The sequence below is a fragment of the Marivita sp. genome, assembly GCF_020055675.1.
GTDB lineage: Bacteria > Pseudomonadota > Alphaproteobacteria > Rhodobacterales > Rhodobacteraceae > Marivita.
Genome location: NZ_JAIPUS010000001.1, coordinates 24792 through 37318, shown reverse-complemented (window position 1 = coordinate 37318; position 12527 = coordinate 24792). Strand labels below are relative to the sequence as shown.

Genomic DNA, 12527 nt, shown 5'->3' with positions numbered 1-12527 from the left:
TCCTTTATTTTATAAGGGTTTGAAGAGCGGTTTTGGTCCGTTCGTGATCCATATCCAGAAGCTTTTGCCCCATCTCGTAGGCGCGCTGGACTTCGATCATGCGGGTCAGTTGTGAAATCGCGTTCACGTTGGACCCTTCGAGGTGGCCTTGCAGGACCAGCCCATCTTCGGACGGGGCCAGAGCGGCGTCAGTTTTGAATAAAACACCGGATTCCCGTTCCAAATCGGCGCCCGGTTCCGGTGCGACCACGCCGATCCGGCCCAAGAGCCGATCTCCTACGCTGATCGTTCCATCTGCTGCGATCTTGGCATCCGCTTCGCCGGGGGGGACATTGATCGGCGCGCCGCCAATGTCCAAGACGCGGTGACCATCGGCAGAGACAAGATCGCCCAGAGGATCGACCTTGAACGCACCGGAGCGTGTCAGCCGGAGGCCGTTTGGCGTCTCTAGTTGAAAATACCCGCTGCCTTCGATTGCCAGGTCCAGCGCGCTGCCTGTTTGGGTCAGGATACCCTGCGCAGAGGATGTTTTCTTTACCCTTGCCGCGGCCATAGACAGGCTTTCACCACCCTCGACGGCCTGGACGTATTCGGAAAAAACAAGCCCCTGCTGGCGAAATCCGGTGGTCGCCGCATTGGCGATATTGTGCGCGATAATTTCCATTTCTCGCATCAATCCGCTTTGGCGGGTTAATGTGACATAGCCGGTGTTTTCCAAGTCAACCTCCTGCGATGGATGTGATGATCGTCGACTGGAAGAAGTCGATCAGGCTTTGTGTCATGAAGTTCATCGACATCCAGAAGACGGCGAGCATCGCCACCAGTTTGGGCACGAATGTCAGCGTCATTTCCTGAATGGATGTGAGCGCCTGGAAGAGACCGATCGACACACCTGTCACCAGCGCCGCGATCAGTACCGGGGCCGAAATGGTGACGGCAATCCGCAGTGCTTCTCGCAGAACATCATAGATGTAGCCTTCGGTCAGCATCCGGTCAGACCGGCATCCGCAGGATTTCCTGATACGCCTCGACCACACGGTTGCGCACAGTCACAGCCGTTTCGACGGCAAGTTGTGATTGCGACAAGGCTTCAACAAGAGCATGTGGGTCGGCATCGCCATACATCGACCCCATGGCTGTTTCCTCGGTCGATTTCAGGGTTTGCGCGAAATCCTCGGTAATCTTGGAAAAGCTCTCGGCAACCGATTCTCGTGGGTCGGGTTCGGTCGCCGGCTTCAGGGCGGCATATTGCTGCGAGGCAAAAAGCGATTTCACGTCCATCGGTAGTCTCCATTCTGGAAAGGGTTATTTGCGCAAAAGTTCCATCAGGCCGGACGACATCTGCCGGGTCTGATCGAACATCTTGAGATTTGCCTCGTAGCTGCGTTGCGCTTCGCGGGCGTCGGCGATTTCGACAACGATATCCACGTTCGAGCCGGTATAGTGCCCGCTCGCATCGGCCATTGGATGGCCGGGATCGTAAATCTTTTCTCCCTCGCGCCGGTCGAGCGAGACCCTGTCCAGCGCTACCTTGGCAATGCCCGACATCTCGGCCTGTTCGGAAAAGGAAACGGTCTTGCGGCGATACCCGGGCGTGTCTGTGTTGGCGATGTTTTCTGCCACAATGCGGAGCCGATGTGACTGTGCCTTGAGACCACTGGCTGATGCGCCAAGCGCGTTTGAAAATGCAGACATCTGTCCCTCCTATTGCTTGCTGAGCGCGCTGCGCAGCATGCCAAGCGACGCGCGATACACGGCCAAGGCGCGATCGTGCTGGCGTTTTGCGTCGACTGAATTCAGGATTTCGTTTTCCAGTACCACGCTGTTGCCGTTCGGCTCACTGTTTTCGCGATGCGTCACGGTTGCGGTGGATGCATCGGTCGTGGCGGCAAGGTGATTTGCGCGCGTCATGCGCAAGGCAAAGCCATCCGTGTTTGGTGGCACGAGATCGGCAAAAGGGCGGATCGATTGAGCGCGATAGCCAGGTGTGTCGGCGTTGGCGATGTTCTGTGACGTCAGCGCCTGTTGGGTACCGGCATGCCGCGCCATTGTCATGGCGGTTTTGAACAAATCCAAATTCTGGAACATGGCAGGGCTTCTCCCTCGTTTGGTTCAACGAAGGCTTAACCCTGATTCCTTTAGAAAGGGTTTTCAGAACACAAATGGAGCGTACGATGCAGAACGCCGCACTGTTGGACCTCAAAAGCAAGCTCGCCGATATTTCGCGAACGCGAACTGTTGGCCGCGTTGTGTCGGCCGATGGCCATACGCTCCGTGTGTCAGGACTCGAGGAAGAGGTGAAACTGGGGGACCGGCTTCGTTTGCTGCGCGAAGATGGCAGCTTCCTCATGGGCGATGTGCTTTGTCTCGGGGCCGATGGTGCCATCATGCTCCCCGATGATCCGCCTGCACGCGTTGCGCTGGGCGACCGCGTTGTCGCGCAGGGGGCGGTACGGATCGCTCCGGATCAATCCTGGCTCGGTCAAGTCATTGATCCCTATGGACATGCTTTGAACGGCCGGTTCTTGAAAAAGGGCGGAGCAGAATTCGATATTCAGAATGAACCTCCTGCCGCAGTTATACGAAAAGGGCTGGGTGAACGACTGGACACTGGATTCCACCTATTCAATACGATTTTGCCGATTGTCCGCGGTCAGCGTGTTGGCATTTTCGCAGGTTCGGGGGTCGGGAAGTCCCGTTTGCTGGCCGATCTGCTCAAGGCCATGGATGCCGACGTTGTTGTTGTGGCCCTCGTCGGAGAGCGTGGACGAGAAATCAACGATTTTACGCAAAATATCTTGGGCGAAGCCGGGCTGTCGCGCACGGTGGTGGTCGCTGCCAGCGCTGCCACCGCCGCCACCGCACGCATGCGCTGCCCGATGACAGCGATGCGTGTCGCAGAGTATTTTCGAGACCAGGGACAACACGTCTTGCTGTTTGTCGATTCGATCACGCGCTTTGCGGAAGCTCAACGAGAGGTCGCCATCTCTGCTGGCGAGTTTCCCAGCCTCCGGGGCTTTCCTCCATCCCTGCCGTCAAGAATCACGAAGCTTGCGGAGCGCGCTGGTCCTGGCGCCAAGGGAAGCGGCGATATTACAGCGGTGTTCAGTGTTCTTGTCGCAGCATCGGATATGGATGAACCCGTGGCGGACCTGCTGCGCGGTGTATTGGACGGACATGTCGTGTTGGACCGCCAATTGGCAGATCAAGGACAATTTCCGGCTGTCGACATTCTCAAATCTGTATCCCGCGCATTGCCTGCTGCCGCGACTCCAACCGAAAACAGTATGCTGGCCAAGGCACGCAGCCTCGTTTCGAAATACAACGAGTCGTCTGCACTGGTCAGGTCAGGGCTGTATACAGAAGGTGCGGATGTGGCTTTGGATCAGGCAATCGCGTTCCACCCGGTGTTCAAAGACTTCCGCGCCGGGCAAACACGTGATGGAATCGGGGCAAGTTTCGAACGATTGCGATTGACATTGCGAAGAAGTGGAGCGCTTACAGACTGAGTTATTCCCACTCTGCAAAATCCATCCCCTTTTAGAGCGGAGCTTTGTAAGATGCCGAACTCAATAAGACCAGGGCGGTCTGAAGCGAATTGTTCGAATTCATAGAACTTGCTTCTCGCATCACAAGGAAGCGACGTGTCATCTCTTCAATCTTAGATGGATCCGCCAGCTCTGAAAGGTCTTTGGTCCCAAAGACCCGGCTCACTTTCTCCTGAATACGTGTATGCTGATCATCGATGTCAAGCTGTGAAAATTCGGACGGTAACCCAATGGCGGTTTGTATTACCTCCCGCAGCGGTGGTGTCGCAAGAATCTGAAACCAGGCGGTCGAGTTTGAATTTGAAGACGCGATTGTCTCTTTCAGCGATCTTGTGAAGCCAAGTGCCAACCGCATATCAGTGTCGCTCTCTCCAATTGCAACTTCAAATGATTGGGCAAGGTAATTTGAAATTGTTCGCCCCGCCAAACCCGGACTTGAGGATGGCCCCAGCCCAATTTCTGAAAAATCATAATCTTGAGCGAGAGCTTTATACCGCTGATCAGAGAGCTTGTTGGCAAGTGCGGATCTGTCAGTTACACCCTCTGCCATGATCGTTTTTATGAAGTGCCGGTTGTCGATATCATCGGACAGCCCATAGGCGCCAAGTACGACGCGCAAAATTCGGCGATCTGAAACGATGTCCTCTGGTGTATTGAGCTGGGAAAATTTTTCCTTGAAATATGTCGTGTCTGACTGCGTTGCATAGTTTGCTTTGTACGCCGCTTTTTGGACTGACAAAGTTGTCTTCAAGAGAGACCATCCTGCCAGCCCGGACCCGAGAGTGAACGGCTGGAAGCTCATTGTTGTTTCTGAAAAAGAAGGCGTTCTTCCAGTGGGAGGAGCTGTCTTAGTAGCTTCAGGCAGGAATACGCGTTTTGTTCAGCCACCGCTTGGGATGCACGTCCGAGAATCTCGGTACTTTGTGGATCGCGGAGAATGTCGGCAAGGGACCCGATTTGACCTTCAAGACGGACCAGAAGTGTAGAAGCATCTACTTCACCGCTGAGAAGCAGTTGCGCCAGATAACAGGCACGCCGGACAGGTGTATTTGCTTCATCAGGATGGATGGCATCTTTTAATCGAAGAATATTCGCGCGCGATGTCAAAACTGTGATGCGGGATCTACGATCTCCGTTTTCAACAACCGCCCCATTTATCAGAACCCGCTCCTTCGGTCCAAGTTTCAGGACAAGCCCGCTCATTTCTGTGTTCCTTTCCCGCCCAACCCACGAAGAATTGCAATATTTACGTCTAGTAGTGGTTCAATGCTCAGATCATCCTTGAGAACTTTTTGAGTGTAATTCTGAACAAATTCGGAAAGATAGAATATTTGCGCCCGAAGGCTGCCTGGCAGCGGATTTTCAGAATTTGCAACATCCGCTGCCAAAATCGTCCAGAGCTTTCTGTTTCTATGTAAGCAGGATGTGAATTCGGCAAAATGTGATATGCGTTTGTAAGCAGCCGTTTTCAGTTGACGCGTCGTTTCAAGAATAATCTCAATTTCTGTATCCTTCTGGGATTTTGTTGATGATGACGCATAATTCTGATACGCTTGAACGGATGTACGCAAAATCCTAACCTCTGTCTAGCCGACGTTTTGAAGGTGATATGGGCCGCCAAGACGGCCCAAAATCAAATTTAGCGGAACAATGATAGCAAGGACTGAGGTGCTTGGTTCGCGATCGACAGTGCCTGGGTGCCCAATTGTTGTTGTACTTGCAGGGCCTGCAAGCGGGCGGAGGCTTCCTCCATATCCGCGTCCACCATCGTTCCAATACCGGATTTGAGAGAGTCTGTAAGACTAGAAATGAATTCGGCCTGCGTTTCGATCCGCCCTTGAGCAGAGCCGAAAGACGCTCCTGAATCGATAGCATTCTGGATCATGAATTCCACAGAAACCAGCGCAGCGTCAGCCCCACTATCCGTGGTTACGTCGATATCGTTCAGTTTTTCCAGGCCGCCACCGATCGTCACTTCTGTTGGAGATGTCAACGTATCGATGCGGGCCTCAACTGTATCGGTAGCATCAGTTACCGTTGAACTGATGTTCAGATTACCGCCGGAAGCCGTGACATTGAAGACATCGGTATCCATACCCTCCTCAGACGCATAAATTGCATAGGCCTGTTCCAGGCCTTTTGCGACATCGCCTGCGGTGTCACCATCACGTGCAATGTACATGATTTTTTGAGCATCCGTGTCCGTCGTTCCAGTGGTGTAATCGGCTGGATTGAAGTTGCTGCCATCGGTATCAACTCCGGTGATCCCGAGGCTGAAAATTTGCCCTGCACCTGTTGGATCTGTAACAGCGAGAGTTCCGGTTTGTGTAGCGTCAAGCGTTTCTGCGCTGGTCAGGTTTGCGACTGTCCCTCCCGTAACCGCGCTGGCGGCTGTGCTGAGGTCCTTCTTGTTGACGGAGATGTCACTTGCCGAAACACCGCTGTCTGAACGGTCAAGTGATGCCAGGACCTTGACAGTGCCTGATCCGGCGTCTGTTTCCCGGTTCGAGAGCAAATTCAGCCCATTGAATTGTGCTGCCCCGACCACCGCATTGATCTGATCGCGCAAGGCGACGATGTCGGTCTGGATCTTGGCACGATCGACGTTTTGCTCCTGTGATGCGACAATCTTGCCCTTCATCTCCGTTAGAAGATCGGTCACTGTTTCAGCGCCGTTCCTCGCGACAGCGACCGTAGATTCGCCGAGGTTGAGGCTGTCAGAGATTCCCTGAAATCCTTTTACGTCGGATTCCATAACTTTCGAAATCGCCCAAACAGCTGCATTGTCTTTTGCCGTTGCAACCGTTTTACCTGTAGAAATCTCGTTTTGTGTGTCGGTCAATTTTGTGTTGATCGACTTGAGAGTTTGTAGCGCAACCATCGCGCCATTATTTGTCAGAATGCTGGACATTGTGTTCCTTTCAACCGTGCTTTGCACATATGATTTCCATGTATCCGTAGTTTGGAACATGGATATTAAGGTCGTTCTGACTCATACAGAGATGAAGATCTCGCGCCACTTGTGGTGTGCAAGGCAAAGCTGAAAGAAAAAGATGAACAATTTATAAACGTGAGGCGGATGTGCTCTTTTAGTGCATGTAAAAGTTTAAGAAAAACTCCATCTGAGTTAGCATGTTAGAAGTATCTCATTATATAATCTGTCCTTAGAGTAGAAGACTGCGTCTGTAAAATTTCAACCTATCATAATCACTATGGTCTGGGAGTGGTACATGGCATCCACCACAATTTCAAATAGTTCGATAAAGATTACAGGTGCCAGTTCTGGCGAGGTTCACAAGCCCCGCGATCCTGGGCGGTTAGATCCCGTAGAAAAAGAGCCAAATTTGGATAATCGTCGGTTACAATTTTCCCTGGGGGAGGCAAGTGATCTTGCATTTGAAGGATCATCAGTGCCTCTGAAAGACGATTATCTTTTATCTAAAAAATATGAGTATGAAGATGAAAACAAAGATTTAAAATATGAGGTGAGAGGAAGCTTCCAATTTGGAATGTCCCCGAAATCTATTGGAAGCCAGGTACAAGCCAGAGTTGGCGATATTGATGAGATGGATTGGAGTGAAGTTAAAATTACTCACGATTTGAACAAATATAGGGTAATTTTGGAGAGCGATGGCCTTAAGCTCGTTTTTCAACATGAAGAAGCGACCTGGGGGGGAATCCAGAGGCAGACGGAGGATATTTCCCTGATTGAGCCCCAGTACCAGAAAGACCTGAATTTCGGTTCGATTGAAAATCGAGAAAAAAACTATTATTCACTTGGCAAGTTGGGAGCGAAGGATAGTTCACAAGCAGTAGAATTTATCAGGGAGCAGCCTGTCGCTCAGTTTGGGATGAATGGGGTTAATCCTTTCAGTAATTCGTTGCCGAATTCACGCCATGTGGGTAATCTAGAATCAGATAATTCAATTGAGTCAAATTCATATGCAACAAACTATCTGAGGGGCAAACCATCCCATAAGATTCCAAAAAGCATTTCACCATTAAAGTTGACTGTGTCGTCCAGTATTGATTTTCGAGGTGGTCATGAAAATACTAAGCCTGGGAATGAGGGAGAGCGAAAATTTGCCATCGCAGCTTCTGGCAATTGGTATCATCAACATAATGAGATAAGCCGTGGTTGGGTTGCAGAGGCAGATGTGGATGTTTTGGCAAATGCGAATCAGAGAACCTCAAGCATTCAGATCGATACTTTTGCTGAGCAAAAAATGAAAGGTCATCAAGAAACTCGAGAGCAAAATGCTCAGATGCCTTGGTCGCGCGAGCCTAAGGTTTTTGCGGCTGAACGGTTCGAGGGCCAGCTTTACAAGCTTGAAAGTAATATTGTGTCCACGCCCCAAACGAAATCAATTCCGCAGGTTGAATTTACCAAAGCGCATATTGTGGATTTGCCAAAACGTAAGCCAACTATAGGTGTGCATGTGCATAGAAATTTGGAATTTTCAGAGATTCAGATTGTTTCAGAAAACTTTGAAATAACTGAGCTATTGACCAAAAACCAGGCGGACTTGAAGTTTTCACTCAAAAAAATTGGAGTGGAGAATTTTTCTCTTTCTTTCAGTAACGATCAAGGCTTTTCGGGTAAAAAGTACGGATTAGCAACGGGAGCGACCGAAGACGGTACGGTTTCTCCGGAGACTACCAAGGCATCAGAAGTTGCCTATTCGACTGCTTTGGTGGACGGTTTGGATATTTTGATTTAGGAGATGACGGTGGACGTAACATCGATTGGTCAGACATCCGAGAAAGTAGATTCTGGGAATGTTGGTGCGACGACGAGTGATTTTGAGACATTTCTTCGGATGTTGACGACGCAAATTCAAAATCAGGATCCGTTGAGCCCGATGGAGGCGGAAAAGTTTGCGAGCCAGTTGGCATCGTTTTCGATGGTTGAGCAGCAGACGTTGACAAATCAGAAACTTGAGGCCGTGTTGCAGGGGCTTTCGAGCGGTGGGTTGGCTGGATACTCCGGGTTGGTTGGGCGCGAAGCTGTGCACGCCGGGGCAGTTCGGTTCTCGGGAGCGGCGGTGGAGTTTGAGATCGAGGGAACAGGAGGGGCGCCGGAAAATGCGATCCTGGCTGTTCTGGATGATGACGGTGGTCCGGTTGCGGAGCTGGCGCTGGGGGCCGGGCAAGAGCGTGTCACCTGGGATGGGACTGCGTCGGATGGACTGTCCGTGATGCCTGGTATTTACGAGGCAGAGCTGCGGCGGATATCCGATGGGGAGGCGTTGGAAAACCCGGTGGCGACCTCGGCTGTTGTGGAGGAAGTTCGATTTTCCGGGGATGAGGTGGAATTGCTGCTGGCAGATGGAAGCGTGATTCCGGAAAGCGGTGTTTCGAAGCTTCGATGAGCCGTCCCATGCGTGGGACAGTTTTGCCGCTAATGAAATCAAAGGCTTGCACGGGCAGTTTAACCGATTTTTAACCTTTGCTTGGCTTGCAGGACAGCGAGGGCCGGCCTTTTGTCTGGCCAGAGCGTGTCGCGGTCACTTGGATTTGGACGAGGTGCTCTGACCGTCGGATGAAGCAAAACCGGTCCGCAGGGCAGCAGGTGTGGCGCATATGTCTCGTCGACAGGCGCAAACGGACCGGCGCGCTTATGCCTGGAGCGGCTTGACCACCAGGTCGCCTTCTTCACGGGCCTTGATCGCCATTGCGGCGGCGTGGGCGCCTGCGGCGGTGGTGAAATAGGGAATCTTGTCGTAGAGCGCGACGGAGCGGATGTCCCTGCTGTCTTCGACAGCGGCGGTATCCTCGGTGGTGTTCATCACCAGATCAATGCCGCCATCCTTCATCAAGTCGACGATATTGGGCCGGCCTTCATAGACTTTTTTCGTCGTTTCGCAGGCGATATCATGCTCGGACAGGAAGGCCGCGGTGCCGGCGGTGGCGATGATGGAAAAGCCCAGATCGGTCAGAACGCGGGCGGTTTCGACAAGTTGATCTGTCTTGTCCTCGGTCTTGATCGAAAAGAACACGGTGCCGGTGCGGGGCAGGTGGTTGCCCGCCCCCATCTGCGCCTTGAGGAAGGCGCGCGGAAAGGAGCGGTCCCAGCCCATCACTTCGCCGGTTGAGCGCATTTCAGGGCCGAGGATCGTGTCGACACCGGGAAAGCGCGCAAAGGGCAGCACTGCTTCCTTGACCGAGAACCAGGGCATCATGGGATCGGCCAGCGTCATGGGATCGGCCAATGGCAGCACGGTGTCGTAATCCGCGTTTTCCGGATAGGCATCGCGCATCGGGAAGCTGTCCAATGTTTCGCCGGCCATGACGCGCGCGGCGATGGAGGCAATGGCCGAATCCGTTGCCTTGGCCACGAAGGGCACGGTGCGCGAGGCGCGAGGGTTGACCTCGATGAGGTAGACCTCGTTGTCCTTGATCGCGAATTGCACGTTCATCAGGCCGACAACATTGAGCGAAAGGGCCAGCTCCTCGGTCTGGCGCTTGATTTCGGCCATGAGCGAGTCGGAGATCGAATAGGGCGGCAGAGAACAGGCGCTGTCGCCGGAATGGACCCCGGCCTCTTCGATATGTTGCATGATGCCGGCGACATGCACGCGCGTGCCATCGCAAATCGCATCGACATCCAGTTCCACCGCGCCGGAGAGGTAGCTGTCGAGCAGCACGGGGCTGTCGCCAGAAACCACCACGGCGTCGGTGATGTAGCGTTCCAGATGCGCCATGTCGCGCACGATTTCCATGGCGCGGCCACCCAGAACGTAGGACGGGCGGATCACCAGCGGGAAGCCGATGGCATCGGCGATGGACAGCGCCTGCGCGTCGGAAGACGCGATGCCATTGCGCGGTTGTTTCAGGTTCAGCTTTTTCACAAGCGCCTGAAAGCGTTCACGGTCTTCGGCGAGGTCGATCGCGTCGGGGGTTGTGCCGAGAATCGGGATTCCTGCGGCTTCGAGCGCATTGGCGAGCTTCAGCGGGGTTTGGCCGCCGAATTGCACGATGACGCCATGCAGGGTGCCGTTGTCCTGTTCGACCCGCAGGATTTCCATCACGTTTTCAAAGGTGAGCGGTTCGAAATAAAGGCGATCCGAGGTGTCGTAATCCGTGGATACGGTTTCGGGATTGCAGTTGACCATGATGGTCTCGTAGCCCGCATCGGTGAGCGCGAAACAGGCGTGGCAGCAGCAATAGTCGAATTCGATGCCCTGGCCGATCCGGTTGGGACCGCCGCCAAGGATCACGACCTTCTTGCGATCCGAGGGGCGAGCCTCGCATTCCACCTCGCCCATCATGGGCGCTTCGTAGGTCGAATACATATAGGGCGTCTGCGCTTCGAATTCGGCGGCGCAGGTGTCGATACGCTTGAAGCTGGCTTTGACGCCGAGGCCAAGGCGCTTGCTGCGCACGGCCTTTTCCGTCTCGCCGGTAAGCGCGGCGAGCCGCGCATCGGTGAACCCCATCATCTTGAGCCCGCGCATGCCGGATTCGTCCTGCGGCATCCCTTTTGCGCGGATGTCTTCCTCGGTGTCGATGATTTCACGGATACGGGCGAGGAACCACGGATCGAACATGGTCGTTGCGTGGATCTCGTCGTCGCTCAACCCGTGGCGCATGGCCTGCGCAATGGTGCGCATCCGGTCCGGCGTTTGCTGGCTGATCGCCTTGATCACGGCGGATTTTTCCGGCGCGCCTTCGATATCGACCTCATCGAAGCCGGAGAGGCCCGATTCCATCGACGCCAGCGCCTTTTGCAGTGATTCGTGGATGGTGCGGCCAATGGCCATGGCCTCGCCCACGGATTTCATCGCTGTCGTCAGGTGCGGCTCGGATCCGGGGAATTTCTCGAAGGCGAATTTCGGAATCTTGGTCACGACATAGTCGATCGTCGGTTCGAAGCTGGCCGGTGTGACCTTGGTGATATCGTTGTCAAGCTCGTCGAGCGTGTAGCCCACCGCCAGCTTGGCGGCGATCTTGGCGATGGGAAAGCCCGTCGCCTTGGAGGCCAGCGCCGAAGAGCGCGACACACGCGGGTTCATTTCGATGACCACCATACGCCCGTCTTCGGGGTTGATTGCCCATTGCACGTTGGACCCGCCGGTTTCGACCCCAATCTCGCGCAGCACGGCGATCGAGCCGTTGCGCATGATCTGGTATTCCTTGTCCGTCAGGGTGAGCGCCGGGGCGACGGTGATGGAATCGCCGGTGTGCACGCCCATCGGATCGACGTTTTCGATGGCGCAGACGATGATCGCATTGTCGGCGCGGTCGCGCACGACCTCCATTTCGAATTCCTTCCAGCCGAGAAGGGATTCGTCGACGAGGATCTGGCCCACGGGGGAGGCATCCATGCCCGAGCGGCAATAATGGATATAGTCCTCGCGGTTGTAGGCAACGCCGCCGCCTGTCCCACCGAGCGTATAGGCGGGCCGTATAATGGCCGGCAGGCCGACATAATCCAGCGTTTCCAGCGCCTTGGCGACACCGGATTCGAGATCAACAGTGCCGTTTTCATCCTTCGGCGCGGTGACGATCGTGGCCTTGGGGTTTTCCAGCCCGATGCGGTCCATCGCCTCGCGGAAGAGCTTGCGGTCCTCGGCCATCTCGATGGCCTCGCGGCGCGCGCCGATCATCTCGACGCCGTATTTCGCAAGCACGCCCATTTCCTCGAGCGCAAGGGAGGTGTTGAGGCCCGTCTGGCCGCCCATGGTGGGCAAAAGCGCGTCGGGGCGTTCCTTTTCGATGATCTTGGCGACGATGTCCGGTGTGATCGGCTCGATATAGGTGGCGTCGGCCAATCCCGGGTCCGTCATGATCGTGGCGGGATTCGAGTTGACGAGGATGACACGGTAGCCTTCCTCGCGCAGCGCCTTGCAGGCCTGGGCCCCGGAGTAGTCGAATTCGCAGGCCTGGCCGATGACGATTGGTCCGGCTCCGATGATCATGATGGACGTGATATCGGTGCGTTTGGGCATGGTTGACCTCGTTTCAGGCGCGGCACGG

The 12527-nt window shown here is 54.4% G+C and carries 13 protein-coding genes; 3 read left to right on the top strand and 10 right to left on the bottom strand.

Going from position 1 to position 12527, the window contains the following annotated elements:
* Positions 1 to 4: 4 nt before the first annotated feature.
* The 5 genes from LCF59_RS00165 to LCF59_RS00145 are packed head-to-tail and all read right to left on the bottom strand — an operon-like array spanning position 5 to position 2088.
* Positions 5 to 718: a flagellar hook-basal body complex protein gene (locus LCF59_RS00165; RefSeq protein WP_292284447.1), complete on the bottom strand. Its 714-nt coding sequence runs from the start codon at positions 716 to 718 to the stop codon at positions 5 to 7.
* Between the two features lies 1 nt (position 719).
* Positions 720 to 989 (bottom strand): flagellar biosynthetic protein FliQ, encoded by a 270-nt coding sequence (locus LCF59_RS00160; protein WP_292284446.1) that lies wholly within the window; start codon positions 987 to 989, stop codon positions 720 to 722.
* Between the two features lie 4 nt (positions 990 to 993).
* Positions 994 to 1281 (bottom strand): flagellar hook-basal body complex protein FliE, encoded by a 288-nt coding sequence (gene fliE, locus LCF59_RS00155; protein ID WP_292284444.1) that lies wholly within the window; start codon positions 1279 to 1281, stop codon positions 994 to 996.
* A gap of 24 nt (positions 1282 to 1305) precedes the next feature.
* A complete protein-coding gene (flgC, locus tag LCF59_RS00150) occupies positions 1306 to 1695 on the bottom strand; it encodes a flagellar basal body rod protein FlgC (RefSeq protein WP_292284442.1) in 390 nt (129 codons plus the stop codon).
* 9 nt (positions 1696 to 1704) lie between these two features.
* Positions 1705 to 2088, bottom strand: coding sequence for a FlgB family protein (locus LCF59_RS00145; RefSeq protein WP_292284440.1), 384 nt, complete (start codon positions 2086 to 2088; stop codon positions 1705 to 1707).
* 86 nt (positions 2089 to 2174) lie between these two features.
* Here LCF59_RS00145 and LCF59_RS00140 point away from each other — a divergent pair, with 86 nt between their 5' ends.
* A complete protein-coding gene (locus LCF59_RS00140; RefSeq protein ID WP_292284438.1) occupies positions 2175 to 3509 on the top strand; it encodes a FliI/YscN family ATPase in 1335 nt (444 codons plus the stop codon).
* A gap of 31 nt (positions 3510 to 3540) precedes the next feature.
* On the opposite strand, the gene LCF59_RS00135 is transcribed toward LCF59_RS00140, so the two are convergent.
* The 4 genes from LCF59_RS00135 to LCF59_RS00120 all read right to left on the bottom strand — a co-directional run bounded on the left by LCF59_RS00135 (position 3541) and on the right by LCF59_RS00120 (position 6459).
* Positions 3541 to 4299 carry a DUF1217 domain-containing protein gene (locus tag LCF59_RS00135; protein WP_292284436.1) on the bottom strand — a complete coding sequence of 253 codons (759 nt, stop codon included), beginning with the start codon at positions 4297 to 4299 and terminating at the stop codon, positions 3541 to 3543.
* 47 nt (positions 4300 to 4346) lie between these two features.
* The gene (gene flbT / locus LCF59_RS00130) at positions 4347 to 4751 is read right to left on the bottom strand and encodes a flagellar biosynthesis repressor FlbT (RefSeq protein ID WP_292284434.1); all 405 of its coding nucleotides are present in this window, start codon (positions 4749 to 4751) and stop codon (positions 4347 to 4349) included.
* Positions 4748 to 5119, bottom strand: coding sequence for a flagellar biosynthesis regulator FlaF (gene flaF, locus LCF59_RS00125; RefSeq protein ID WP_292284432.1), 372 nt, complete (start codon positions 5117 to 5119; stop codon positions 4748 to 4750). The genes flbT and flaF overlap by 4 nt, the downstream gene beginning before the upstream one ends.
* A 68-nt stretch (positions 5120 to 5187) precedes the next feature.
* Positions 5188 to 6459: a flagellin gene (locus LCF59_RS00120; RefSeq protein WP_292284430.1), complete on the bottom strand. Its 1272-nt coding sequence runs from the start codon at positions 6457 to 6459 to the stop codon at positions 5188 to 5190.
* A gap of 319 nt (positions 6460 to 6778) precedes the next feature.
* Here LCF59_RS00120 and LCF59_RS00115 point away from each other — a divergent pair, with 319 nt between their 5' ends.
* Positions 6779 to 8269, top strand: coding sequence for a hypothetical protein (locus LCF59_RS00115; RefSeq protein ID WP_292284428.1), 1491 nt, complete (start codon positions 6779 to 6781; stop codon positions 8267 to 8269).
* Positions 8270 to 8278: 9 nt separating this feature from the next.
* Entirely contained in the window at positions 8279 to 8920 is a 642-nt protein-coding gene (locus LCF59_RS00110; RefSeq protein ID WP_292284426.1) for a flagellar hook capping FlgD N-terminal domain-containing protein, read from the top strand.
* 246 nt (positions 8921 to 9166) lie between these two features.
* On the opposite strand, the gene carB is transcribed toward LCF59_RS00110, so the two are convergent.
* Positions 9167 to 12499, bottom strand: a complete 3333-nt coding sequence (gene carB / locus LCF59_RS00105; protein ID WP_292284424.1) for a carbamoyl-phosphate synthase large subunit — start codon at positions 12497 to 12499, stop codon at positions 9167 to 9169.
* Between the last annotated feature and the right edge of the window lie 28 nt (positions 12500 to 12527).

Coding starts and splice junctions, on each gene's coding strand:
- fliE (WP_292284444.1), bottom strand. CDS start 1,281: ATGGACGTGAAATCGCTTTTTGCCTCGCAGCAATATGCCGCCCTGAAG.
- flbT (WP_292284434.1), bottom strand. CDS start 4,751: ATGAGCGGGCTTGTCCTGAAACTTGGACCGAAGGAGCGGGTTCTGATA.
- LCF59_RS00145 (WP_292284440.1), bottom strand. CDS start 2,088: ATGTTCCAGAATTTGGATTTGTTCAAAACCGCCATGACAATGGCGCGG.
- LCF59_RS00115 (WP_292284428.1), top strand. CDS start 6,779: ATGGCATCCACCACAATTTCAAATAGTTCGATAAAGATTACAGGTGCC.
- carB (WP_292284424.1), bottom strand. CDS start 12,499: ATGCCCAAACGCACCGATATCACGTCCATCATGATCATCGGAGCCGGA.
- LCF59_RS00140 (WP_292284438.1), top strand. CDS start 2,175: ATGCAGAACGCCGCACTGTTGGACCTCAAAAGCAAGCTCGCCGATATT.
- LCF59_RS00120 (WP_292284430.1), bottom strand. CDS start 6,459: ATGTCCAGCATTCTGACAAATAATGGCGCGATGGTTGCGCTACAAACT.
- LCF59_RS00160 (WP_292284446.1), bottom strand. CDS start 989: ATGCTGACCGAAGGCTACATCTATGATGTTCTGCGAGAAGCACTGCGG.
- flgC (WP_292284442.1), bottom strand. CDS start 1,695: ATGTCTGCATTTTCAAACGCGCTTGGCGCATCAGCCAGTGGTCTCAAG.